Source organism: Okeania sp. KiyG1 (assembly GCF_014132355.1).
GTDB lineage: Bacteria > Cyanobacteriota > Cyanobacteriia > Cyanobacteriales > Microcoleaceae > Okeania.
The window spans coordinates 39,357-63,574 of record NZ_BLZO01000180.1 but is presented as its reverse complement, the minus strand read 5'-3'; the positions used below and the strand labels follow the sequence as shown (position 1 = coordinate 63,574).

24 protein-coding genes and 1 pseudogene are annotated in these 24,218 nt (G+C 36.8%); 18 read left to right on the top strand and 7 right to left on the bottom strand.

The window, feature by feature from the left end; all coding sequences use genetic code 11:
• The first annotated feature begins 982 nt into the window (after positions 1–982).
• Entirely contained in the window at positions 983–1,831 is an 849-nt protein-coding gene (locus SAGCYANO_RS39370; RefSeq protein WP_202224994.1) for a hypothetical protein, read from the top strand.
• A 613-nt stretch (positions 1,832–2,444) separates the two neighbouring features.
• Here SAGCYANO_RS39370 and SAGCYANO_RS39365 read toward each other — a convergent pair.
• From SAGCYANO_RS39365 to ptsP, 3 genes are all read right to left on the bottom strand, one after another.
• A complete protein-coding gene (locus SAGCYANO_RS39365) occupies positions 2,445–3,578 on the bottom strand; it encodes a retropepsin-like aspartic protease (protein WP_202224993.1) in 1,134 nt (377 codons plus the stop codon).
• A gap of 258 nt (positions 3,579–3,836) precedes the next feature.
• Entirely contained in the window at positions 3,837–4,481 is a 645-nt protein-coding gene (gene dhaL, locus SAGCYANO_RS39360; protein WP_202224992.1) for a dihydroxyacetone kinase subunit DhaL, read from the bottom strand.
• A 434-nt stretch (positions 4,482–4,915) separates the two neighbouring features.
• Positions 4,916–7,441 carry a phosphoenolpyruvate--protein phosphotransferase gene (gene ptsP / locus SAGCYANO_RS39355; RefSeq protein ID WP_202224991.1) on the bottom strand — a complete coding sequence of 842 codons (2,526 nt, stop codon included), beginning with the start codon at positions 7,439–7,441 and terminating at the stop codon, positions 4,916–4,918.
• 304 nt (positions 7,442–7,745) lie between these two features.
• Between ptsP and SAGCYANO_RS48635 the strand changes: the two genes are divergently transcribed.
• From SAGCYANO_RS48635 to SAGCYANO_RS39340, 6 genes are all read left to right on the top strand, one after another.
• On the top strand, positions 7,746–7,868 hold the full coding sequence (locus SAGCYANO_RS48635; RefSeq protein WP_255502882.1) for a hypothetical protein: 123 nt from the start codon (positions 7,746–7,748) through the stop codon (positions 7,866–7,868).
• A 309-nt stretch (positions 7,869–8,177) separates the two neighbouring features.
• A complete protein-coding gene (locus SAGCYANO_RS48630) occupies positions 8,178–8,300 on the top strand; it encodes a hypothetical protein (protein WP_255502881.1) in 123 nt (40 codons plus the stop codon).
• Between the two features lie 21 nt (positions 8,301–8,321).
• Positions 8,322–9,269 carry a hypothetical protein gene (locus tag SAGCYANO_RS39350; protein ID WP_202224990.1) on the top strand — a complete coding sequence of 316 codons (948 nt, stop codon included), beginning with the start codon at positions 8,322–8,324 and terminating at the stop codon, positions 9,267–9,269.
• Between the two features lie 24 nt (positions 9,270–9,293).
• Complete coding sequence (locus SAGCYANO_RS46765; RefSeq protein ID WP_237397131.1) at positions 9,294–9,677, top strand: hypothetical protein; 384 nt, start codon at positions 9,294–9,296, stop codon at positions 9,675–9,677.
• A 184-nt stretch (positions 9,678–9,861) separates the two neighbouring features.
• Positions 9,862–10,053 carry a transposase family protein gene (locus SAGCYANO_RS48870; protein ID WP_307786301.1) on the top strand — a complete coding sequence of 64 codons (192 nt, stop codon included), beginning with the start codon at positions 9,862–9,864 and terminating at the stop codon, positions 10,051–10,053.
• 26 nt (positions 10,054–10,079) lie between these two features.
• Positions 10,080–10,292, top strand: coding sequence for a hypothetical protein (locus SAGCYANO_RS39340; protein WP_202224989.1), 213 nt, complete (start codon positions 10,080–10,082; stop codon positions 10,290–10,292).
• Positions 10,293–10,718: 426 nt separating this feature from the next.
• Here SAGCYANO_RS39340 and SAGCYANO_RS48625 read toward each other — a convergent pair whose 3' ends face one another.
• The gene (locus SAGCYANO_RS48625) at positions 10,719–10,850 is read right to left on the bottom strand and encodes a hypothetical protein (RefSeq protein WP_255502880.1); all 132 of its coding nucleotides are present in this window, start codon (positions 10,848–10,850) and stop codon (positions 10,719–10,721) included.
• On the opposite strand from SAGCYANO_RS48625, the gene SAGCYANO_RS39335 reads away from it, so the two are divergent.
• Entirely contained in the window at positions 10,836–11,210 is a 375-nt protein-coding gene (locus tag SAGCYANO_RS39335; RefSeq protein ID WP_202224988.1) for a hypothetical protein, read from the top strand. The two genes, SAGCYANO_RS48625 and SAGCYANO_RS39335, sit on opposite strands and share 15 nt — an antisense overlap.
• Positions 11,211–11,303: 93 nt before the next feature.
• Positions 11,304–11,426 carry a hypothetical protein gene (locus tag SAGCYANO_RS48620; protein ID WP_255502879.1) on the top strand — a complete coding sequence of 41 codons (123 nt, stop codon included), beginning with the start codon at positions 11,304–11,306 and terminating at the stop codon, positions 11,424–11,426.
• 261 nt (positions 11,427–11,687) lie between these two features.
• Here SAGCYANO_RS48620 and SAGCYANO_RS39330 read toward each other — a convergent pair whose 3' ends face one another.
• The 3 genes and pseudogenes from SAGCYANO_RS39330 to SAGCYANO_RS39315 form a co-directional block, all read right to left on the bottom strand.
• Positions 11,688–11,831, bottom strand: a complete 144-nt coding sequence (locus SAGCYANO_RS39330; protein ID WP_202224987.1) for a hypothetical protein — start codon at positions 11,829–11,831, stop codon at positions 11,688–11,690.
• A gap of 480 nt (positions 11,832–12,311) precedes the next feature.
• A complete protein-coding gene (gene dhaK, locus SAGCYANO_RS39325; RefSeq protein ID WP_202224986.1) occupies positions 12,312–13,385 on the bottom strand; it encodes a dihydroxyacetone kinase subunit DhaK in 1,074 nt (357 codons plus the stop codon).
• A gap of 782 nt (positions 13,386–14,167) precedes the next feature.
• A pseudogene (locus SAGCYANO_RS39315) lies at positions 14,168–16,350 on the bottom strand (glycosyltransferase 61 family protein).
• 545 nt (positions 16,351–16,895) lie between these two features.
• Between SAGCYANO_RS39315 and SAGCYANO_RS39310 the strand changes: the two are divergent.
• The 9 genes from SAGCYANO_RS39310 to SAGCYANO_RS39270 all read left to right on the top strand — a co-directional run bounded on the left by SAGCYANO_RS39310 (position 16,896) and on the right by SAGCYANO_RS39270 (position 24,153).
• Positions 16,896–17,411 (top strand): GrpB family protein, encoded by a 516-nt coding sequence (locus tag SAGCYANO_RS39310; RefSeq protein WP_202224983.1) that lies wholly within the window; start codon positions 16,896–16,898, stop codon positions 17,409–17,411.
• Between the two features lie 123 nt (positions 17,412–17,534).
• Positions 17,535–17,672 (top strand): hypothetical protein, encoded by a 138-nt coding sequence (locus SAGCYANO_RS39305; RefSeq protein ID WP_202224982.1) that lies wholly within the window; start codon positions 17,535–17,537, stop codon positions 17,670–17,672.
• A complete protein-coding gene (locus tag SAGCYANO_RS39300; protein ID WP_202224981.1) occupies positions 17,665–17,826 on the top strand; it encodes a hypothetical protein in 162 nt (53 codons plus the stop codon). The genes SAGCYANO_RS39305 and SAGCYANO_RS39300 overlap by 8 nt, the downstream gene beginning before the upstream one ends.
• A gap of 186 nt (positions 17,827–18,012) precedes the next feature.
• Positions 18,013–19,218 carry a GUN4 domain-containing protein gene (locus tag SAGCYANO_RS39295; protein WP_202224980.1) on the top strand — a complete coding sequence of 402 codons (1,206 nt, stop codon included), beginning with the start codon at positions 18,013–18,015 and terminating at the stop codon, positions 19,216–19,218.
• A 614-nt stretch (positions 19,219–19,832) separates the two neighbouring features.
• A complete protein-coding gene (locus tag SAGCYANO_RS39290; RefSeq protein ID WP_202224979.1) occupies positions 19,833–20,783 on the top strand; it encodes an ABC transporter ATP-binding protein in 951 nt (316 codons plus the stop codon).
• Between the two features lie 86 nt (positions 20,784–20,869).
• A complete protein-coding gene (locus SAGCYANO_RS39285) occupies positions 20,870–22,444 on the top strand; it encodes a hypothetical protein (RefSeq protein WP_202224978.1) in 1,575 nt (524 codons plus the stop codon).
• 3 nt (positions 22,445–22,447) lie between these two features.
• Positions 22,448–23,134 carry a hypothetical protein gene (locus SAGCYANO_RS39280; protein ID WP_202224977.1) on the top strand — a complete coding sequence of 229 codons (687 nt, stop codon included), beginning with the start codon at positions 22,448–22,450 and terminating at the stop codon, positions 23,132–23,134.
• On the top strand, positions 23,124–23,327 hold the full coding sequence (locus tag SAGCYANO_RS39275; protein WP_202224976.1) for a hypothetical protein: 204 nt from the start codon (positions 23,124–23,126) through the stop codon (positions 23,325–23,327). The genes SAGCYANO_RS39280 and SAGCYANO_RS39275 overlap by 11 nt, the downstream gene beginning before the upstream one ends.
• Before the next feature lie 187 nt (positions 23,328–23,514).
• Positions 23,515–24,153 carry a hypothetical protein gene (locus tag SAGCYANO_RS39270; RefSeq protein ID WP_202224975.1) on the top strand — a complete coding sequence of 213 codons (639 nt, stop codon included), beginning with the start codon at positions 23,515–23,517 and terminating at the stop codon, positions 24,151–24,153.
• The last annotated feature ends 65 nt before the right edge of the window (positions 24,154–24,218 follow it).

Sequence of the window (24,218 nt, the reverse complement as noted above, 5' to 3'; positions counted from 1 at the left end):
AATCCCCTCGGCAAAAGCTGCGGGGAGTAGTCAGCTGATGGTTTCAATGTTAAAGACTCTGGGTCATTCAAAAATATTAAATCGAGTTTAGTTAGTAAAGCATAATTCCAGGTTTAAGGCCAATGGCGTTGGTTAATCAACATCAGAATTATGAATACCCCTTTCATTACTTGCTCCCGAACAACCCTTCAAGAATTTAGAATTTAGAAGGCGCGAATTTAGAATTACCGAATTATTAATAATTAATAATTAAATAATTCGCGCCTTGAAGCCTCCCCTTTTAAGGGGAAAAAAAGAAATAATATCTCCTTATATTCAATTCCGTAACGGTTAAAACCCGAAGTAATTATCAATTATCCATTATCAATTATCAATTAATGAACTCTCCTTTAAAACGGAATTGATTGACTAATCATGAAATTTTTTCTTCTCTTGGTCGATTGGATATGGCGAGGAGACCCGCTCTTATCAGAGCCACTCCGAAGATCGCCATCCCACCCTACGGGAAGCTCCGCTATGACCGCTTTTTATATCAAATCCGGTAGCATCGGTGTAATTAGATGGGGGACCCACCCTAACCCCTCCCTGGAGGGGAATGTGGGGGATGGGGGACCCACCCTAACCCCTCCCTGGAGGGGAATATGGGGGATGGGGGATGGGGACCCACCCTAACCCCTCCCTGGAGGGGAGAAATATTTGGTAATCGTTGAAGATGGAACATTTTTTACGTGCCGAATTAAACGGATTTGATATTATCCCCTTAAAAGGGGAGGCTTTATACCACAATTTTTCGGTAAACGAAATAATCTGTAGGGACGTTGCATGCAACGTCCCTATCTGTTCCCTCCATACCTATTCCTACAGCCACAAAAATCATAGTTAAATTCACCAACGCCCCTAAGTTTTTTGACAATAAATTTTAAGTAGTTATCACCAGCTATGATAATGTTTGGATAATTATTGAATTAGTGACAATAATCTCATGAGTAATATTTATGTGTTCCACGAAGGCAGAGGAGACAATGGGTGGCTTTGGTCTAATACCTTTGATGGTTCTGAATGGGTTGGCGACCAAAAAGTACCCAATACAGGTATTACTGCGGGTCCATCAGCAGTAGTATACAATGACCAAATCTATGTGTTTCACCAAGGCCGGGAAGATAGTGGCTGGCTTTGGTACAATGTTTTTGATGGTTCTGAATGGGTTGGCGATCAAAAAGTACCTAATACAGGCATCAGCGAGGGTCCATCAGCAGTAGTATACAATGACCAAATCTATGTGTTTCACCAAGGCCGGGGAGATAGTGGCTGGCTTTGGTACAATGTTTTTGATGGTTCTGAATGGGCTGGTGACACTGAGGTCAAGAAAACAGGAATTACTGCCGATCCATCAGCAGTGGTATACAATGACCAAATCTATGTGTTTCACCAAGGCCGGGGAGATAGTGGCTGGCTTTGGTACAATGTTTTTGATGGTTCTGAATGGGCTGGTGACACTGAGGTCAAGAGAACAGGAATTACTGCAGGTCCATCAGCAGTAGTATACAATGACCAAATCTATGTGTTTCACCAAGGTCGGGGAGATAGTGGTTGGCTTTGGTACAATGTTTTTGATGGTTCTGAATGGGTAGGTGACACTGAGGTCAAGAAAACAGGAATTACTTCGAGTCCATCAGCAGTGGTATACAATGACCAAATCTATGTGTTTCACCAAGGCCGGGGAGATAGTGGTTGGCTTTGGTACAATGTTTTTGATGGTGCTGAATGGTTAGGCGATACTGAGGTGCGAGGAACAGGTCTCACTGACGATCCAGATGCAGTTGTAATGTAGAAGAAAGGCAGAAGGCAGAAGGCAGAAGGCAGAAGGGATAAAGTTTTGGCGTTGGTGAATTTAGCTATGATTTTCGTGGCTGTAGGAACAGGTATGGAGGTAGGGATGTTGCATGCAACGTCCCTACATATCTTGATTACAGTTCGCCCAAATATCTTAATTCTTATGTTGATTCACCAATGCCAGTTTTTTTATGACTGATTATCCGGAAATGATATAACATTCTTTTTTCAAATTGGTATTAGGTTTCGCGATCGCTCAAACAATTGCTCAAAAGCATAGCGGTTTACAGAGCTTTGCAAGTTGATGAACCACATCTTCACAAACAAAACCTTGTAGGGACGTTCCATGGAACGTCATCACGCGCCCCCTAAATCCCCCAATTTTGGGGGACTTTTACTAGCTAATCGATTCTTGTTCCCCCCAAAATTGGGGGGCTAGGGGGGCAAAATTTAGTATTAAACAACTTTTCAAACATCCTCTCAATAATAAATTTGTAGAGTTTTATAGCAGTGTAAGTAAAGGGTACAGAAAGTTCAAAAGTTTGAAATCAGAGAACGCAATATTTTTCCTTTTTCCTTCTTTCCTCTTCCCTCTTCCTTCTGACGGTGAATCAAAGTTTGTCAAAAGGAATCAATAATAAACTTCCCTTTATGGGAAACTTTTGGGGATTTTTGTTACTAAACCGCCAATATTGCTGATAATTATTCAAAAAGTTTTGCCCTAAAATTCCATCCACTTCTAATAATTTCAATACAGGGGAGGATAAAATCACCGTTTCTAAATTTGTGAGTTGATAATTTCCCATTTTAACTTTAGTTAAAGAGGCATATTCTGCCATTTCTATGCCACAAAAACCTTGCACTCGAATTTCCTGTCTCTCAGCAACAGAAATATTTAACTGACTGGCTAATTTTTGAGAAATAAAAATACTTTCTGCCCCCGTATCTAACATAAAAATAAACGGACCTTTGCCATTAATTTCTACCTCAGCTAACATCACACCTAATTTAGTTTTAAGTGGAATAACATCATCAATATTTGCACTAGGTATTGGAGTAGGAGGCAATAATTTTAATTCTTGAGTTTGAGGATGAATTTCTACATCAAAATTACTCAAAATATCCATGCCTAAAACTCCGGATAATCCCTCTGGCATGATAGTAGTAGTAAATTCTAAAGCTGTTAACCCTTCTACTTTGACATTATCAATTTTTAACAGGGGTAAACTATGCAAATTAGCTTTCATTTCTGGACATTCATCTCCCGCTACTGCATAGGTTAAAAGTTCTTGCGGTACTGGTTTTCCCGTTAAACCTAATTCTTTTACAGTTTCTGTGGCAATAATGGAAGTAGAAGCACCCGTATCTAATAAGAAATTACCTGATTTTTTTCCCAGAGTAGCTGTTACAGTAAAAGCTGTTCCTCCTGCTAAAAATTGAAAAGGGATAGTTGCTTTACCTGTGACTTTTGGGCGGGGTAAATTTAAACCTTCTAATTCTACAATAGCTCCAATTTTTATGTATTTATGAATAGTATTTTCTGCAATTTCAGGACTTACACAAAGTTGTCTATTGTCTCCTATATTTTGTTTAGGTGTGTTGCCATATATCCTACTGGATTTCTGATTGGCTAGAGCTAAATTTTGGGAAAAAATAATAGGTTTTGATATAACTAAATTATGGGAAAAAACTTGGCAGCTAATAGAGCTGAAAATAATAGCTGCAATACTCCAAAATTTGTTCATAGTTGTTAATTAGCGCTTGCTGAATAAATCTAAAAGGATTGATAGATAAAGGTTGTAGCATTTTTAGGTCTAAAAAAACTGTTAGCTTTCCGGTGGAAAAAACTCAAAAAGCTAGTATTTTGGGACGATTATGGCAGAAAAATCTTGGGACAATTCTTACTCCTACCTCCTCTATAATTCCCATTTCTCCTGACTCCTGACTCCTGACTCCTGACTCCTGATTCCTACCCTCACCCATAAGACTTTTTTGAGCAAACCCTAATTAATCTGGCGATCGCTTTCTAAAGTATCTAACAAGGTCTTGAGTATGAGATAGGTTGAAGTTGCTCCTGGGTCTTGATGACCGATGCTGCGATCGCCTAAATAACTTGCTCTTCCTTTCTTGGCTAACATCGGAATCGTATTTTTCATCCCCTGTTCAGCAGCATCTACAGCTTGTTTCAAGCTCTCCACTAAACTACAACCATTTCCCGCTGCTTCTGTAAAAGTATCTGCTGCAGGTGACAAAGCATCTAACATGGTTTTGTCTCCCAAGTTAGCTTTACCTCGCTGCACCACTCCCTCAACTGCTGCTACTAATATTTTAGCCATATCTTCTGTAGTTATTTCCGACTTCCCCGCTACTACAGCACTTATTCGCAAAAATAAAGTGCCATATAGAGGTCCGCTAGCACCACCTATAGAAGAGATTAAAGTCATACTCACAGTTTTGAAAATACTGCCGATATCTTTGTCAGTAACAGTGGGTAGTTGAGTTACAACTTTCTGAAAGCCACGATTCATATTAATGCCATGGTCAGCATCACCAATGATGGCATCTAATTCTGTGAGATAATCTTTCTTTTCTTGTAACACTGTTGCTACTGCTTGTAGCCATTGGATAATTTGCTCTTTGTTTACCATAGTTAAGAAAAAGTTTTGACAAGGTATAAGTTTATCTTAAATCTATGAGTCCAGACATATCAAGAAAATTTTCAACAATTAATAATTAGGGTTTGCGCTCAAAAGTCTTTTAGTAGGAGACAGGAGACAGCAGGGAAGAGGGAAGATGTGGGGAGAAATAATATCAAATCCGGTTGAATACTGATTATACCAAATCCGTTTAATTCGGTATATAGCAGTCGCCACTATAGTTAGGAAATCGGGTAATTATGATGATTTATGACGCGAGCAAGATGCTCGCACTAATTGTCCTAACCGCCTTGGCGGTTACTATAAAAAAATCTTCCATCTTCAACTATTACCAAATATTTCTCCATCTCCCCTACTCCTCACTCCCCCACTCCCCTACTCCCCCACTCCCCTACTCCCCTACTCCCCCACTCCCCTACTCCCAACTATACAATAACTAGCCCTAGTTGACCAACAATATACTCTTTAACCGACTTCGCCCCATCTAACTGCAACACATAACGAGCGATCGCCTCTATCTGAGACCCATTTAACTGAGAAATCACTTTCTTGACCATAGATATTGCTGGTGGAGCTACACTCAACTCATCCACTCCCAACCCTAACAAAATCGGTACTGCTAGCGGACTCGATGCCAACTGACCACAAACAGTCACCGAAATGCTAGCCTGATGAGCAGCAATGACAGTTTGCTGAATTATCCGCAATACTGCAGGTTCCAAACCATCGGCAAGATGAGCAACTTTTGAGTTAGTGCGGTCAGCCGCCATTACATATTGACTTAAATCATTTGTACCAATACTGAAAAAATCTACTTCCTGTGCCAACTGGTCAGCCATCATCGCTGCTGCTGGTACTTCTATCATAATTCCTACTTTTATATTCCCCACACCAGGAAAAGAGGGAAGTTCTAGAAGTGAGTGCTCAACTTCTGTCAAAATATTCTTAGCTGCGCGTATTTCTTGCACAGATGTCACCATTGGGAACATCACCTTAATATTATGTCCGTGACTTACTCGCAGAATTGCCCGTAACTGACTCCTCAAAATTTCTGGAGTATCTAAACTTTCTCGAATACCACGACATCCCAAAACAGGATTTGCTTCTGACTCCTGCTTAATATAAGGAAGTACTTTGTCGCCACCAATATCTAAGGTACGGATAGTTAGAGGGCGAGTTCCCAGAATTTCAGCGATCGCCCGATAAGTTTCATATTCTTCTGCTTCTGTTGGCGCTGTGTTGCGTTCGAGATAAAGAAATTCAGTCCGCAATAAACCCACTCCTTCGGCACCGCACTCCAGAGCCAATTTTGTATCTGCTACCCCCAGAATATTTGCCATCAAGGGAATTTTTTTGCCATCTTGAGTAATTGCCTCTTGGGGCTGTTGAAATGTGCTGGAAGTGTGCGCTTGTTTTGCTTGTAACTCCTGCAACTGTCCCTGATTCGGTTCGACCCAAATTTCACCTGTTTCCCCATCTAAGGCAATTTGAGACCCTGGGGTTAATGACAATAACTGACCGCCTACTCCCACTACCATCGGAATACCCAACATATTTGCAATCAGCGTACTATGGGCAGTCACACTGCCAGCGCTAGTACAGATACCCAAGACTAAATTTGGTTGCAGTTGGGTTGCTTGGGAGGGGGTTAAGTCTGGAGCTACCAAAATACCAGGTTGTGACAAATTTAGAGTTCTTCTACTCGTACCTGTAAGTAGTTGTAGCACTCGTCCTCCCACATCTTTGATATCTATGGCACGCCCTTGCAAGTAGGGGTCTTCTAATTGTTGGTAAGTGGCTATCATTTCCTCAATAGCTGTTTTCCATGCTACTGCTGCACAGCAATTTTGTGCAAAAATGAGCTGATGTACTTGTTCTAACAGGGTGGGGTCTTCTATATATAATTGGTGTGCTTGAAAAATATCGGCTTGATTATTATCACTTTTATTTTGGTCAGATAGACTGTCAATTATTCTCTGAATTTCCTGTTTAGCGGTTTGCAACATTAACTGTAGGTATTGCCACTCTGCCTCGGAATTTTCTACAGGATAGTCTTCAACTTCTTCTAGAATTTCTGCTCGATCATGCACTACATTTCCAATAGCAATTCCTGGAGATGCTGGAGTTCCTACTAATTTATTATTTGTATTTGGTGTAGTTAATATTCTTGGTGTTTTATTAACTATTACTTCCTCTTCATAGAAATTATTTGCTATTAATTCTTGTATTGCTTTTAAAGCATCAACAGCTTTATTGCCCGTAGCTTTTATTTCGATCTTATCCCCTTTTTTTACTGCTAATTTCATAACTTGATTAATACTTTTTGCATTGACTATATGACTATTTTTCGTCAAGTTTTGCAGACTAATTTTAGCAGAAAAATTATTAGCTATGGCTACTAACTTAGCAGCAGGTCGAGCATGAATACCTTGGGAATTTTTTACCGTAATTTTGATTTTTTCTGACGGTGTTTCGTCATCTTTATGTTGAGTATTTTCAATATTTATTGGGATAGCTTCATCAACATTAAGCTGAGAACTTTTAGCCATTAAAGCTCCATTTGCTTCAGCTATTACCTGTTGAAGATTAGCTCCCAAAGAAGCTTGAATTATTGCAGCGATCGCTCCCTCTATCAAAGGTGCAGGACAGATTTTAATATGATTTTTTTGGGCTGGGGGGAGCAATTCTACGGCCATTTCAGCACTCATTATAGCACTGCCTAAGTCCATGAATATTACAACTCCTGCATCAGTATAAACAGATTCTATAGCCTCTTGTACTTTCAGAACATCAGTGCCAAAAGGGTTTTCTGGGTCATCTATTCCAGCAGCGATCGCTATTGGTACTCGTTCTTGGGTCATTTGTTTTGCTAGTTCTGCCACAGCTTCGGCTAATTTTGCACTGTGGGATACAAGTACAATTCCTACCTTACTTTCTGAAGAAACTGTCATTTTGTTTATCAATTTCTGATATTACTACTTGAGATACTAATATTACCAATTAATAGTTGACAATTGGCAATGGCTTTGTTGCATGAAAGTAGCGTTCTTAAAATTCATTCCGCAGCTATATCGCTGTGTTTGACGATTATTGATGTTCTATTTATCAAAATAACATGGGTCGCGTAACCCCGCCTTGACTGGCGATCGGGTTTTTGGAGAGTTGCTCAAACCCCCTACTTCCTCCTGGGAGGGTTAGGAGTGGGTTAACTTCTGACTTCTGACTTCTGACTTCGTTAACTATTGTCCAATAGTTATGACTCTACAGAGAAAGCGAACGCTGTATTTGGGGATGATTGATAATCAATTTAACTATTGTCCAATAGTTATGACTCTCCACAGAAAGCGATCGCTGTATTTGGGCATGATTGATGTTTAATTTATCTATTGTCCAATAGTTATGACTTTGCCTCAAAAGCGATCGCTATATTTGGGGATGATTAATGTTTAATTTATCTATTGTCCAATAGTTATGACTTTGCCTCAAAAGCGATCGCTATATTTGGGGATGATTAATGTTTAATTTATCTATTGTCCAATAGTTATGACTTTGCCTCAAAAGCGATCGCTATATTTGGGGATGATTAATGTTTAATTTATCTATTGTCCAATAGTTATGACTTTGCCTCAAAAGCGATCGCTGTATTTGGGGATGATTAATGTTTAATTTAACTATTGTCCAATAGTTATGACTCTACAGAGAAAGCGATCGCTATATTTGGGGATGATTGATAATCAATTTAACTATTGTTCAATAGTTATGACTTTCCACAGAAAGCGATCGCTGTGTTTGGGAATTATTAATGTTTAATTTAACTATTGTCCAATAGTTATGACTCTCCACAGAAAGCGATCGCTGTATTTGGGGATGATTAATGTTCTATTTAACTATTGTCCAATAGTTATGACTTTCCACAGAAAGCGATCGCTGTGTTTGGGGATGATTAATGTTCTATTTAACTATTGTCCAATAGTTATGACTCTACAGAGAAAGCGATCGCTGTATTTGGGGATGATTGATAATCAATTTAACTATTGTCCAATAGTTATGACTCTACAGAGAAAGCGATCGCTGTATTTGGGGATGATTGATAATCAATTTAACTATTGTCCAATAGTTATGACTTTCCACAGAAAGCGATCGCTGTATTTGGGGATGATTGATAATCAATTTAACTATTGTCCAATAGTTATTACTTTGCCTCAAAAGCGATCGCTGTATTTGGGGATGATTAATGTTCTATTTAACTATTGTCCAATAGTTATGACTCTACAGAGAAAGCGATCGCTGTATTTGGGGATGATTAATGTTCTATTTAACTATTGTCCAATAGTTATTACTCTACAGAGAAAGCGATCGCTGTATTTGGGGATGATTGATAATCAATTTAACTATTGTCCAATAGTTATTACTTTGCCTCAAAAGCGATCGCTGTATTTGGGGATGATTAATGTTCTATTTAACTATTGTCCAATAGTTATGACTCTACAGAGAAAGCGATCGCTGTATTTGGGGATGATTGATAATCAATTTAACTATTGTCCAATAGTTATTACTCTACAGAGAAAGCGATCGCTGTATTTGGGGATGATTAATGTTCTATTTAACTATTGTCCAATAGTTATGACTCTACAGAGAAAGCGATCGCTGTATTTGGGGATGATTAATGTTCTATTTAACTATTGTCCAATAGTTATGACTCTACAGAGAAAGCGATCGCTGTGTTTGGCGATTATTAATGTTCTATTTAACTATTGTCCAATAGTTATGACTCTGTAGAGAAAGCGATCGCTGTATTTGGGGATGATTGATAATCAATTTAACTATTGTCCAATAGTTATTACTTTGCCTCAAAAGCGATCGCTGTATTTGGGGATGATTGATAATCAATTTAACTATTGTCCAATAGTTATTACTTTGCCTCAAAAGCGATCGCTGTATTTGGGGATGATTGATAATCAATTTAACTATTGTCCAATAGTTATTACTTTGCCTCAAAAGCGATCGCTGTATTTGGGGATGATTGATAATCAATTTAACTATTGTCCAATAGACATCTCCAAAATAGAAAATAAGGTAAAATTATCAAAACCATTTATGTATACAGTCTCCCAAATGAATCCAACTTTAGAATATATTTCTAATCATCCACTCATAAACAAAAAGAATTATTGGTATTACTTATGAACAGCTAATAAAATTAATAGAAAATGCCCAAAGAATAGAATCAGAAAAAAAGGAGGCGATGTAGCTGCCGCACTTGCTCCGCCAACGCCAAAACAGAAAAAGATTAATTAAAGCAGGTGGAGGAAGAAAAAAGAATTTAACAAAGGAAGAAGAAATAATTTTAACGTGATTTTATTTACATCAAATACCAACTTTTCAAACATTAGGAATTAACTTTGGTATAAGTGAATCAAGTGCTAATAATATTTTTCGCGCTCTGGATAGATATTCTCAGAGAATTACTGCCAGCAAGTTTATTAGAACAAGTAAAAAAAAAGTTTTAGGTATTGGAATGGGTAAAGGAGATATTAACAGAATTAGAATTAATTGTAGATAGTACAGAACAAGGTAGAGAAAGACCAAGTGAATATAAAAACTAAGAAAAATATTACTCAGGAAACAAGAAAAATCATAATGAGTAAAAATCAAATAATAACGACACCAAAAGGAACAGAAATAGTGGATGTAATAGTAGGAGAAAAATGTCCAGTAAGTGATGTAAAAATATTAAGAAAACAACAGGATAAATTTGATAAAAAACAAAAATTCAAGGAGATAAAGCTTATGAAGGAGTAGAAAGAACTACTACACCAAAAAGAAACCAAGAAAAAGAAATGCCACCAGAAATCAAAGAAAAAAATCAAGAAAAAGCCAAAAAAGAATATTTGTAGAACATGTAATAAGATTAATTAAAATATTTGGACTTGCTAGAGAAAGATTCAGATTAAAAGATAATAATTATCAAAAAGTAATTTGAACAATATGTGGTTTAGTGCGACTAAGAATTGGCTCATTTATATTAGTATAAATCATCAAAAACTGAGATAAAAATAATAAATCAAAGTCTAATAAATATTTGAATTAGTAACACTAAGTGTCTCTGATACCCATAAAACTGTACAAATTAACTATCTTCATAAGTAGCGATAACCTCCGGTTAAGCGTACGCTATCGCTCCACTAAAGATAGTTAGTATAAGCGTTTGAGTATTTTTGGAGATGTCTAATAGTTATTACTTTGCAGAGAAAGCGATCGCTGTGTTTGGCGATTATTAATGTTTAATTTAACTATTGTCCAATAGTTATGACTCTGTAGAGAAAGCGATCGCTGTATTTGGGCATGATTGATAATCAATTTAACTATTGTCCAATAGTTATTACTTTGCAGACAAAGCGATCGCTGTGTTTGGGGATGATTGATAATCTATTTATCTATTGTCCAATAGTTATGACTCTACAGAGAAAGCGATCGCTGTATTTGGGGATGATTGATAATCTATTTAACTATTGTCCAATAGTTATGACTCTACAGAGAAAGCGATCGCTGTATTTGGGCATGATTGATAATCTATTTAACTATTGTCCAATAGTTATGACTCTACAGAGAAAGCGATCGCTGTATTTGGGGATGATTAATGTTCTATTTAACTATTGTCCAATAGTTATGACTCTACAGAGAAAGCGATCGCTGTATTTGGGGATGATTAATGTTTAATTTAACTATTGTCCAATAGTTATGACTCTACAGAGAAAGCGATCGCTGTATTTGGGGATGATTAATGTTTAATTTAACTATTGTCCAATAGTTATGACTCTACAGAGAAAGCGAACGCTGTGTTTCGGGATGATTGATAATCAATTTAACTATTGTTCAATAGTTATGACTTTCCACAGAAAGCGATCGCTGTGTTTAGGGATGATTAATGTTTAATTTAACTATTGTCCAATAGTTATGACTCTCCAGAGAAAGCGATCGCTGTATTTGGGGATGATTAATGTTTAATTTAACTATTGTCCAATAGTTATTACTTTGCCTCAAAAGCGATCGCTGTGTTTAGGGATGATTGATAATCAATTTAACTATTGTCCAATAGTTATGACTTTGCCTCAAAAGCGATCGCTATATTTGGGGATGATTAATGTTTAATTTATCTATTGTCCAATAGTTATGACTTTGCCTCAAAAGCGATCGCTATATTTGGGGATGATTAATGTTTAATTTATCTATTGTCCAATAGTTATGACTTTGCCTCAAAAGCGATCGCTGTATTTGGGGATGATTAATGTTTAATTTAACTATTGTCCAATAGTTATGACTCTGCTGATTAAACCTCAAAGCTTTTACAGGTAAAAGTTTCAGCCTTTTTTACCTCAAACATTATAGTTACAGCAGTTTCCGCGCATTATGAAGTACATATGTGGAACAAGTACGGCAGCTATATACTTTCATGCAACAAAGTCATTGACAATTGATAATTCTTTACAGCGCTTTTGCTGATTGATAAACCACATCTATCTTCACAAGCAAAACCCTGTAATTTATGTCCGGATAATTAGTTAAGTATTCAACCAGACATGATATAAGGGCAAATGGCATTCACCCCTACTGTGGTCTACTGAAATGAAAACCGCTGTAAATAGTTGGGCAGAACAATCTTGGGATAATTCTTATTCCTACCTCCTCGCTCATTCCCATTTCTTCTGTCTCCTGTCTTCCCCTCCCAGGAGGGGAGGGGTTAGGGTGGGTTGGGAGGGGTTAGGGGTGGGTTGTCTCCTGTCTCCTACAAAGAGCAAAAAGACTTTCCATACGCAAACCCTAAAGACCCCATCGTAATGCCGGAGTTTTCACGGGCGCATCCCAGAATTTAATAAACTCATCATCCAATTTCAACAAAGTAATAGAACAACCTTGCATTTCTAGGGAAGTAATATAAGGTCCGATAAAATTACGGACAATGTGTAGTCCTTTTTGTTCGCAAATTTCTACTAATTTACGATAAATAATATATAACTCAGAAATAGGAGTACCACCCATACTATTAACAAAAGCCAGGATGCGATCGCCAGACTCAAATGGTTGGTCCCTCGACTCCACTTCCTGCCATTCTCCTTTATCCTCATCCCACTCCCGTAGTATCCGACTATAACCTATATCTTCAATAATAGATACAGCCAACATTTCCGCAATTTCATCGGCAGATTTCATAGACATTCGTTCTCGCCCTGGCTCCCCATGAATGCCAATACCAAATTCAATTTCGTTATTACCTAACTCAAAAGTGGGGCTACCTTTAGCAGGTGTTGTGCATGATGTCAATGCCATTCCCATACTGCGTCCGTTAAGATTGACTTTCCGGCAAAGGTCAGCTATTTGCTTCAGGCTATAACCTGCTTCAGCAGCAGCACCACATATTTTTTCTGCTAACACTGTAGTCCCGACACCGCGTCGTCCTTGAGTAAAGAGACTATCTTTAACGGCGACATCATCATCTATTAATATATTCAAGACTCGGATATTTTCTGAGGAAGCAAGTTCAGCTGCCATCTCGAAATTCATCACATCGCCACTATAATTTTTGACAATATTGAGAACACCTGCACCTGAGTTGACGACTTTAGCAGCTTCTAACATTTGGTCGGGAGTGGGAGAGGTAAAAATTTCACCAGGACAAGCAGCGTCTAACATTCCCATCCCCACAAAACCCCCGTGCATGGGTTCGTGACCGCTCCCACCACCGGAGATGATGGCAACTTTATTTTTTATCGGTGCATCAGCGCGGTAGATAAAGTGGGGATCGAAGTTGACTTTAATTAGATCGGGGTGGGCGATCGCCATACCTTGAAGGCTTTCCCGAACTAGATCGTTGGGGTTATTAATCAATTTTTTCATGGCACTTTTCTCAATTGGTTATTGTACTTATATCATGTCCGGATAATGAATAATTAATAATTAATAATTAATAATTAATAATTAAGAGTTGATAGTGGCTTTGTTGCACAAAAGACGATCTGGTAAGCTATTTTTTTGCTAGTCCCTTATATCATGTTCCCCCGGAGGGGGAGCTACGAATTGCGGATAATTACTTATAATAAAACTTTTGTTTGTAGTTGGGCTTTAGCCTCTAAAATACTTACTATTATTGCTAGAGCAAAACTACGAGCCTAATGATAACTGTTCTACCGATAGCGTAGCTCCCCTGGAAGGAGCATATGATATTACTCAAGCGATAGAACATCCGTTCCGCGAGAGCGATCGCTCACTTTCGGGAGATTGATGTTTGATTTATCTATTGTCCAATAGTTACAGCAGTTTCCGCGCATTATGAAGTACATCTCGGGAGTCTAGTCGCAGCTATATACTTTCATGCAACAAAGCCGTTGATAGTTAATAATTATTCATTCAACAATTCACGCCTTGAAGCCTTCTCTTTTAAGGGGATAAAGCGGTCGTAGCGCAGCTTCCCGTAGGGTGGGATGGCTCCGAAACCTGGGCCATATCCAATCGACCAAGAGAATCAAAAAAATCCTTAAGGGTCAATTCTCTTCTTTTAAGAAGAGGTAATTGTTAATTGTTAATTGTTAATTGCTGAAAAGGGAAAAGGTTTTTGATAGCTGATTATAGGGAAAATTGCTGAATTTGCAAAATTTTACTTCAATTTTAACATGATTTTCCTAAGTTATTCCCACAAATTTCATCAATTCTAACAAATGATTTATATTGACAAAAATATCCTCTAAACGATGGTTTGGTGAAAGAAGTTCATGGAAGGAAAAACCTAGGGGATTTTCTCCTAATAGATAGTAATATTCTAAACCGACTAAGTTAGAGATTAACCAATAACAAGAATATATATAGTTAGGGGAAAATATTTCGATTACTTTGGTTCCGGGATTGCAAAATACTAAGTTAGTTAAACCTCCACCATGAGGAGAAATTACTACTTTTGCATTTGCTAATAATGATGCTTGTTCTGTGACAGACATTGATTCTAAAGTTATGCTTTGAAACCCGATTTTTTCAAAACATTAATAATTTCATCTTCGTTAATAATCTGGCGGTTATTTGCTTGTTTTCGACTTATATATATCCGGTCGATTTTTTCAGCATTTTCTGAAGGTGGCAAAAATTCTTTTCTGAGAAAATCACAAGTCCATTTTGGCATCCAAGCAACAGAACCAGGAAAGGAAGGAACGATTAATTTTGTGGCTTGAATATGTTGATGTTTTTCGGTATTGATGATTTTTGCTTCAGGAATATCTAGAATTTTTAAGGTTTCTTTTTGGAATGGAAATTGATAGTTAATTAAAAATCTATCTATGTCGTTAAAATTTATTCCACTCTGACGCAATAATTCAATTCTGGGCAAAATATCAAACATCCAGTGAAAGTAGTTATTATTAAATATTCCGGATAAAACTGCTACTGTTCCTTCAATATTCTGAATCGGAGGTAAAGTTTGCAAGGAAAAAATAGAATGTTTACTGGGATGATTTTCTGGGGAGTCTGGGCTGAAAATCGGAAATTTTGGCGAGATGTCTCCTAATATTTTACTTTCTTTGTTTTCTGGATTTTCTGATGTAATAATAGCGGTTTGAAAATTCTTTTCATCTATCCAAAACTTGCCCTCTGGAATAATTGCTACAAATGTTGCAGGTAATTTAATTTGATTGCCAAATCTAAAACTAAAATGTACTGAGTTATCTGGTGTAATGGGTGGTTTAACTTGTAGAAAATTTTCAGGATAAATATTGATATAGTTACTTGTTTCTAAACCTTGAGTAACTGCCCATTCCCAAGTTGATTCATAAAATCCTGTAGGTGCTTTGACTTGAGAAATATTTTGCTGAGGATTAGCTGTAGGTTGCTGTTTTTGCTTGAGGATATTATCAATTTTATCCCTTAATTCTGGTTTGACTTCCCTAGCTTTTTGCAGACATAAATAACCTATATCTAATATTTGGTCTTTCACTACTAATTGAAAACTTTTATTGGCAACTAAAATTTTACCTAACTCCAAATAAATTTCAGCATCTTGGTGATTTTGTAAAGCCATGAATAAGCTGGCATGAGAAGTAATTTTTCCCTCGAAGTTTAGATAAGCTTGAATAAAATTTGGTTGTGTTTCAATAGCCGTTTTTAATCGAGCGATCGCTTCTTCCAACTTCCCCTGTTTTAACAGAATAATTCCCCAATTCCCCCAAGCAGGTGTATAATTTTGTTGAATTTTTATAGATGACTGACAACAAACTTTTGCTTCCTCCAAATAATTCATTGCAGAAAAACATAACCCCAAATTTTCATAAACTTCGAGACTGTTGGGTTGAATTTCCAGCATCTTTAAATAATAAGAGATAGCTTTCTGAAATTCTCTGAGTCTCTGAAATAAACTTGCCAAATTTTGATAAGCTGCGAAAAATTCTGGCTGGAGTTCGACTGCTTTTTCCCAACATTCTATTGCCTCCTCTTCTCTGCCTTGATAAGCAATAGCATTACCCAAATTATAATAAGTTTCTGCTTCAGTATTATTAACTTCAATAATTTGCCAATAAATTTTTTCTGCCAATTGTAACTTTCCCGAATTAAGATATTGAATTGCTGTAGTTTCTAATATTTCAATTAACTCCGTCATCCAGACATCAAATTCATCTGGAGTTGCCTCCGTCATTGCCGATAACCAAACAGTTTGAGCAGCAACTTCTTCTCCTTGCAAAAGTAAAGCTAATCCCAAATACCAATAATTTGACTTAATATTTGGATTAATCTGAATGGAAGTTTCATATAAATTTATTGCCTGACTATAGTCACCTTTTGCTAAATATTTCAATACTTTTTCTTGGGAATTATTTATATTCATAGCTAGAGAACAGGGAACAGAGAACAGAGAACAGGGAACAGAAGACAAATAAAGATAGGTTTAGGTGTACCTCATTAGGTTGAGAAACGCTATATTGGTATTATATTGGTAGATGCCAAATTCATCAGAAGTTGCATAGAATAAAATTCTAATCAGAGTTGACTTGTAGATAAAAACAGAAATACTTACAGGACTTACGCACAGACACTAAATTCAGTGAGGGCGTTAGCGAAGCTTTGCGTTAGCAAATGCCATTCGCCCCTACAGGGGATTATTTATATTCATAGCTAGAGAACAGGGAACAGGGAATAGAAGACAAATAAAGATAGGTGTAGGTGTACCTGATTAGGTTGAGAAACCGCTATATTGGTATTATATTGGTAGATGCCAAATTCATCAGAAGTTGCATAGAATAAAATTCTAATCAGAGTTGACTTGTAGATAAAAACAGAAATACTTAATTATTTACTCCTATTGACCACCATGATTTTCTGCTGACTCCTGACTCCTGACTCCTGACTCCTTATTTAATATTTTATAGATAAATGGATGAAATTATTATCGTCGAACATAATCCAGACTGGAAATTGATGTTTCAGCAAGAAGCTACACACATCCGTGAACTTTTAGGAGAATCTCTGATTAATCGTATCGAACATTTTGGCAGCACATCAGTACCAGGTTTAGCTGCAAAACCTATTATTGATTTATTGATAGAAGTATCTTCACTTGAGGAAGCAAAACAAATAGCTATTCCTCAGTTAAAACTCTTGCGGTATGAATATTGGTTTGATAACCCCGACCCTCAACGGATGTTTTTTGTCAAAGGTCTACCACCTAACGGTCCACGCACTCATCATGTCAATATCGTCGAAGCAGACAGTATATTTTGGGAGTGTTTAATATTTCGAGACTATCTTTGTCAGCATCCAGATGAAGCAGCACGCTATGCACAATTAAAACGTAATCTTGCTCAACGCTTTTCGAGCGATCGAGAAGCATACACAACAGGAAAAACGGATTATATTAAGTCTGTCATGGAAAAAGCACGACTTCAATAATAATAATTTTCACATATTCAGGACTTACGCAAATTGACTTTTAGAACACCATTTGTAGGGGCGAATGGCATTCGCCCTCCCTATATGTAGAGCCTCTGCGTAAGTCCTGATATTGATAAAGATATGGAAATTCAACAAGCTGAAGTGGAAGTAAGTTTTAATTTCGAGGGAGAAGGTAATCTATATATTACTAAAGCAAAAGCTGGTGCTTATTTCATGGTAAAATTAGTCTTGAAACCTAAACAATCAGAAAATGAGTAGACAGCTAGAGCTAGAAAAATCTATTGTTTTAATTACCAGTGCTAATGAGAGAAAAGCAAATGTTATTGGTACTGGATTTCCTTTTTATACTGAACAAAATTCAACTTATTTGTTGACCTGCGCTCATGTTGTTGAAGATGTGGGTGTTCAATAATTGATAATTGATAATGGATAATTGATAATTACCTCTCCCTAAAAGGAAGAGGATTGAATAAAAGGAAAATTTTTTCTCTCTTGGTCGATTGGATATGGCGAGGAAACCTCGCCATCCCTCGACCGCTTGTTTCTCCTTTAAAGGAGAGGCTTTAAACCTTAGTTATTCGGTAAAGAAAGTGTATTGGTGAATAGTATTCCCGCAAAAGTTATAGGAATAGGAGATATTACGGGTTTTGATTTGGCAGTTTTGCAAGTTAAATATCTCAATAATATCCCACCATTTCAGCTTATAAATTTATCCCAGGGAAAAAATAGAAAATTTCAGATAGCAGGTAATTATTTCTATGGTGAAGAGAAAAAAAGAAGCCTCCAAATTGTTGATGGAGTTTTGGGCAAAACAAGTTTCCTAACCCAAAATAATCAAAAGGTTATAGCTTGGAAGTTGTTAATAAATGAAGGTTATCGCCTCCGTCAAGGTTATAGTGGGGCACCTGTAGTTGATTTGGAAACTGGTCATGTATTGGGTATAGCTACCAATATGGAGAAAGATGGAGCGGAAGGACTTGCTATTTCCATAGAAGCTTTAAAACATATTTGGCCGGAAATGCCTCTTGCTATTTCAAAACAACTTCAAACAGAAGCTTATATATCTACAGATTCAAAGGAAAATGATACTCCTGTTCAAGGTCAAGATAAGGCTGTTGAATCAACTCCAAATTCTATTCCTCAGCTCCCCAAAGAACTTTCCCAAGAAGACTACATTTACTTGAACAACTTGCTCGCATCAGGAAGATGGCGACAGGCAAATGAGATAACTAGAAAAATCGTTCTGAAAGCAGCCAACGGAGAAAAAGAAGGCTACCTTACCGACAAGCAAATTCAAAACTTTCCTTGCCAAGTTCTGGAAATTATCGATCGCTTGTGGGTAAACTACAGCGATGGACATTTTGGGTTTAGTGTCCAGAAAAGAATCTTCAATGAATGTCAAAAAGAGCCACAAGCATTTGGCGATCGCGTCGGTTGGCGCGTCCAGAAGCTTTGGATTTCTGCAAGCCAGGTTGTTTATACTCCTGCCAATACACCAGATGGTCATCTTCCTTGGGGAATTATGCCAGTTCTGGTAATGGATAATGTAGCTTTGGATGCCTTTGTTGGAGGTTTACGAACCATCAGCAAAACAACGATACGAGAGGATTGGCAAAAGCAACTTCTGGCAGATTTTATGGGATTTAGCCTATCTTTACTCGGTGATAACTTTGATAAAGAGGAATTTAAGAGAAATCTGGAATACGAACTTTCTCACGATGAAGCTTGGTGGGAGAAACAGAGATTAGAAGAGTTAAAAGTCTTTAAGCTTTTTTCCCTACTGACAGCTTGTCTTAAGCTATAGCCACCAAAGGTAGCTTCTGGCTTTGACCTCACTCTAGCAATAGAATAGACTCATCAAAAAAACTCCAACGTTGTAGTTTTTGAGCTATTTTATCTATTGTGCAAGAGTTGAGAGATTTCTGAAGGAGCCATAAAACCTACATTCCGCACGACAAAATGTAGCACATAAAAAGGGGAAAATTTGAGTAAGTATTTAGACTTATAGTATGCGGTAGGAGGCGATATAGCTACCGCTAGACTTCGCCAACGCAAATCAATCAGTTATATCATGCTTCGGATAAGAGCGTGATAAAAAAACTTATTATGAGTGCTTCAACAGTAAATCTTTCCCTACTCCCCTACTCCCCTACTCCCCTACTCCCCTACTTCCCCGCTCCCCTACTATCTTAATTATAAGTATTCAACCGGACATGATATTAATGACCCATTCCCACTCTAATTTTTTCTTGAGGGATGTTAGCTCAAAAGCTTATCCCACTTATGTTTTCAATGCAAAGCATCCGATACTATGAAAATGTGCCTAAACATTGCGAAATCCTAATGCCAAATCCTGTAGACATAGGCTAGGGTAGTTTCAACCCACCCACTTAACCTACCTTCTTCTGTTTAACAGTCATGCTACAAGAACTAGCAATTGAAACTCGTGGCCTTACCAAACAATTCGATCGCCATATAGCAGTCAACGACCTCCATTTACAGGTAGCTACCGGGGAAGTTTATGGACTAATTGGACCTAATGGGGCAGGCAAAACCACCCTATTAAGAATGTTAGCTACTGCTGAAGAACCCACAATAGGGGAAATATATATAAATGGAGAACGTCTCAGGCGCGACCATACCAACCCCACTCTCAAACAACGCCTCGGTTTTCTACCAGATGATTTTCCTGTATATGATGACTTGACTGTGTGGGATTATCTCGACTATTTTGCCAGACTTTACAATTTGCGGGAACCCCACCGTTCGCGCCGACTTTTTGAGGTATTGGAATTAGTACAACTGTTAAATAAACGGAATAGTATAATTTCTACTCTGTCGCGGGGTATGAAACAACGTTTGAGTTTGGGTAGAACTATTATCCACGAACCCCTACTTTTGTTATTGGATGAACCTGTTTCTGGTTTAGACCCCATTGCCAGGATGCAGTTTCGCCAAATTATCAAAGCTTTGCAGGAAGCAGGGATGACAATAGTCATTTCTTCTCATGTTTTGAGTGACTTGGCAGACCTTTGCTCTTCTATAGGAATAATGGAATTAGGTTATTTGGTAGAAAGTGCTTCTCTCAAAGAACTTTATCAACGTCTTAGTACTCAGCAAATTTTGATTTCTGTGATGAGTGGGTTATCAGAGTTGATTACTGAAATTAAAAATTTTCCCTTTGTTGAAGGGTGGGAAGTTTTGCCCGAAACTCAGCAATTACAAGTTCAGTTTTCAGGAACTCCTGAAGATTCTGCTACTTTGTTGCGATCGCTCATTCTTGCTAATATCCCAGTCACAGATTTCCATTGTACTCAAGAAGACCTGGAAGCAATTTTTCTCAAGCTTGGACATAAACAAGCTATTTAATGTAGATTTCTAGCAGGAGTCGGGAACAAAAAAAGTAGTAAAGAAAAATTCTGCCAGTTGTTTCATAATTTTCGGAGTAATTACTCATGTTATCTAAACCATTTGTCAATTTATTAAATTGGAACTCGCAGTTATTCAGAGAAATTAAAGGTCGCCTCAAAGTTAGAAATGTAGCGATCGCAATCTCAGCATCTCTCCTGTGCCAATTCATAGTAATGATGGTTTTTCGAGAAATGCTTCCACCAAGATCCCTGCGATATTGTCTCCAAGTAAAACGATATTGTACCGATATTAATTGGTCTGATTGGTGGGCAGGTATCTTCATAACTTTGAGTTCGATTTTGCTTACTTTAATGTTAATTGGAGGTGTCTATATGTTAGTAGCAGACCTAGCAAAAGAACAACGTCTTGGTACTCTCAATTTTATTCGTCTTAGTCCTCAATCTAGTCAGAAAATTTTGCTCGGTAAACTATTAGGAGTACCAATTTTAATTTACCTAGCAGGAGCTATTTCTTTGCCCCTACATTTGTGGGCAAATGTATCATCTGATTTGCCTTTATATTGGTTGTTTGGATTCTATGGAGCTTTAGTAGCAGCTTGTTTTTTTTTCTACAATGCCTCAGTATTTTTTGTGTTTCTAGGAGTTACTCAAGCTTGGTTAGCTGCTGCCATAACAGGCATATTATTGTTCCCTTTTATCCTTATTATGCAATGGTACACTGATGATATTCCCAATATTATTGCTACTTATCAAATGAATGTTCTACTAATAGGTGGTGCGATAATTATTTCAGGTGTAATTTTGGCAAACTACTGGATTTGGCAAGCTGTAAATCGTCGTTACAGAAATCCTAATGCTACAGTTATTAGCAAAAAACAAAGCTATTGGTTAATAGGATGTTTCCAAGTCTATCTACTGCTGTTTTTCTTAGTGGCAAATATTCACAACTTAACTTACGTTGCAGAAGAATACCTAATTATTTTCTGTACTCTGAATTTGTTTTGGTTTTTGTTAGTGATTGCCATGTTGTCACCTCAACGACAAAGCATACAAGATTGGGCAAGATATAGACATCAACAAGTTAATAATGATGAAACTACAATTGTCAAAGGAGCAGCTATTAGTTTAAAACAAGATTTAATTTGGAGTGAAAAAAGTCCCGCTTTAGTAGCAATAGGAATTAATCTAGTTATTACAGCAGTAATGGGGATTTCCTGGATTTTACTTTGGCAAGATAACACGATTAAAATACGAGCTATTTTGACTTTAATTTTGAGCTTCAATTTAATCTTAATTTATGCAGCGATCGCTCAATTTATCTTGCTAATAAAAGTCAAAAAGCCTGCTATTTGGGCAATAGGAATACTAGGTAGTTTGATTGTTCTCCAACCTTTGGTACTAATAATATTTATAGCTCACCCCGTTCAGTCTCCTAATTTGTGGTTATTCTCTACTTTTCCTTGGTTTTCTATTGGCCAAGCTTCTTTAGCTATTAAACCAATGTTAATAGCAATTATTAGTCAGTGGAGTATCTTGACATTAGTAACTTTTCTACTAACTCGAAAAATTCAAAAATTAGGTGCATCTGATTCTCAGAAATTACTAATAGGTCAAAAAATTGAAGAATTCACCATGGAAAATTTATCATTGGAGTTATAAATTATGTTATCAAAACCATTCGTCAATTTATTCAATTGGAATCCTCAATTATTCCGAGAAATTAAAGGTCGGCTCAAAACCAGAAATGTAGCGATCGCCATTTCTGCATCTCTCCTGTGCCAATTCATAGTAATGATGGTTTTTCTAGCAAACCTTCCTGAAAAACATGGCGAAAATGTTCTTAGCCATAACAAATATTGTATAAGAATACCAGAAGATTATTATAATTGTATTGCTATTGACTGGTCAACTTGGTGGCTAGATGTATCTAAAACTTTTAGTTGGATTTTGTTGGCTTTAATGTTACTTGGCGGTATCTATATGTTAGTAGCTGATTTAGGGAAAGAAAAACGTCTTGGTACCCTCAATTTTATTTGTCTCACCCCCAAACCTAGTCATAATATTTTGCTCGGTAAACTATTAGGAGTACCAATTTTAATTTACCTAGCAATAGCTATTTCTCTACCTTTACATTTGTGGGCTATTATTTCATCAGGCTTATCTTTATCTTGGTTTTTTGGATTTTATGGAGTTGTAATTACAGCTTGTTGTTTTTTCTACAATGCCTCACTCATTTTTGTTTTTTTAGGAGGTACTCAAGCTTGGCTAGCTACTACGATTGTCGGGATATTTGGGTTTATTGTTATAGCTATTAGTGATGACTATATAGATGACTTTTTTGATAACTAACATTAAGTATCAAATAATTATCAGTCTAATAGTTTTCGGCTTTATTTTGGGGAGTTACTGGACTTGGAAAGCTGTAAATCGTCTTTACAAAAATCCTAGTGCTACAGTTATTAGTAAAAAACAAAGTTATTGGTTAATGGGATGTTTCCAGATTTATTTGCTACTGTTTTTTCTAGAATATCCAGTTCAATAATTGATAATTGATAATGGATAATTGATAATTACCTCTCCCTAAAAGGAAGAGGATTGAATAAAAGGAAAATTTTTCTTGTTTCCCCTTGAAAGGGGAGGCTTTAAACCTAAATTATTTAATTATTTAATTATTTAATTCTTAATTATTCGGTAAAGAATCAAGTGATTTTGTTGATTTAGAGAAATCAATGTTTTTCTTGTTTACTATTAACTTAATATGGTTTTTATTAGTCATTGCTTCATTATCACCTCAGCGACAAAATATTCAAGATTGGGCAAGATATAGACATCAACAAGTTAATAATGATGAAACTGCAATTGTCAAAGGATTATCTATTAGTTTAAAGCAAGATTTAATTTTGGGTGAAAAAAGTCCGGCTTTAGTAGCGATAGGAATCAACCTAGTTATGACTGCTGTAATTTGGATGTCATGGATTTTGTTAAAGAGTGAAAATCAAATTAAACTACCAGCTATTTTGACCTTAATTCTGAGTCTAAATTTAATCTTGATTTATGCAGCGATCGCTCAATTTGTATTATTGATGAAAGTTCAAAAGCCTACCATTTGGGCAATAGGAATATTAGGTGGTTTGATTACTTTACCACCTATTGCTTTATTATTATTTTCAATTACACCTGAAAACCATCCTAATCTGTGGTTACTTTCAACTTTTCCTTGGCTTTCTTTTCCATATAATTACCAATTAATAACACCCATGTTAATTACAATTATTGGTCAGTGGAGTGTCTTCACATTAGTAACTTTACAACTGACTCGAAAAATCAGAAAATTGGGTGAATCTAATTCACAAAAATTACTGACATAACTATTCATCTTTGTGGAATTCAAAACTCAAAAAGTACCAGGGTGAGCAAATATTGATTTATGAAT

Bases quoted from the DNA above. Each gene is read 5' to 3' on its own strand.
- SAGCYANO_RS39370 (WP_202224994.1), top strand. From the start codon at position 983: ATGAGTAATATTTATGTGTTCCACGAAGGCAGAGGAGACAATGGGTGG.
- SAGCYANO_RS39365 (WP_202224993.1), bottom strand. From the start codon at position 3,578: ATGAACAAATTTTGGAGTATTGCAGCTATTATTTTCAGCTCTATTAGC.
- dhaL (WP_202224992.1), bottom strand. From the start codon at position 4,481: ATGGTAAACAAAGAGCAAATTATCCAATGGCTACAAGCAGTAGCAACA.
- ptsP (WP_202224991.1), bottom strand. From the start codon at position 7,441: ATGACAGTTTCTTCAGAAAGTAAGGTAGGAATTGTACTTGTATCCCAC.
- SAGCYANO_RS48635 (WP_255502882.1), top strand. From the start codon at position 7,746: ATGACTCTACAGAGAAAGCGAACGCTGTATTTGGGGATGATTGATAAT.
- SAGCYANO_RS48630 (WP_255502881.1), top strand. From the start codon at position 8,178: ATGACTCTACAGAGAAAGCGATCGCTATATTTGGGGATGATTGATAAT.
- SAGCYANO_RS39350 (WP_202224990.1), top strand. From the start codon at position 8,322: ATGACTCTCCACAGAAAGCGATCGCTGTATTTGGGGATGATTAATGTT.
- SAGCYANO_RS46765 (WP_237397131.1), top strand. From the start codon at position 9,294: ATGATTGATAATCAATTTAACTATTGTCCAATAGTTATTACTTTGCCT.
- SAGCYANO_RS39335 (WP_202224988.1), top strand. From the start codon at position 10,836: ATGATTGATAATCAATTTAACTATTGTCCAATAGTTATTACTTTGCAG.
- SAGCYANO_RS48620 (WP_255502879.1), top strand. From the start codon at position 11,304: ATGACTCTACAGAGAAAGCGAACGCTGTGTTTCGGGATGATTGATAAT.
- dhaK (WP_202224986.1), bottom strand. From the start codon at position 13,385: ATGAAAAAATTGATTAATAACCCCAACGATCTAGTTCGGGAAAGCCTT.
- SAGCYANO_RS39310 (WP_202224983.1), top strand. From the start codon at position 16,896: ATGGATGAAATTATTATCGTCGAACATAATCCAGACTGGAAATTGATG.
- SAGCYANO_RS39305 (WP_202224982.1), top strand. From the start codon at position 17,535: ATGGAAATTCAACAAGCTGAAGTGGAAGTAAGTTTTAATTTCGAGGGA.
- SAGCYANO_RS39300 (WP_202224981.1), top strand. From the start codon at position 17,665: ATGAGTAGACAGCTAGAGCTAGAAAAATCTATTGTTTTAATTACCAGT.
- SAGCYANO_RS39290 (WP_202224979.1), top strand. From the start codon at position 19,833: ATGCTACAAGAACTAGCAATTGAAACTCGTGGCCTTACCAAACAATTC.
- SAGCYANO_RS39285 (WP_202224978.1), top strand. From the start codon at position 20,870: ATGTTATCTAAACCATTTGTCAATTTATTAAATTGGAACTCGCAGTTA.
- SAGCYANO_RS39280 (WP_202224977.1), top strand. From the start codon at position 22,448: ATGTTATCAAAACCATTCGTCAATTTATTCAATTGGAATCCTCAATTA.
- SAGCYANO_RS39270 (WP_202224975.1), top strand. From the start codon at position 23,515: ATGTTTTTCTTGTTTACTATTAACTTAATATGGTTTTTATTAGTCATT.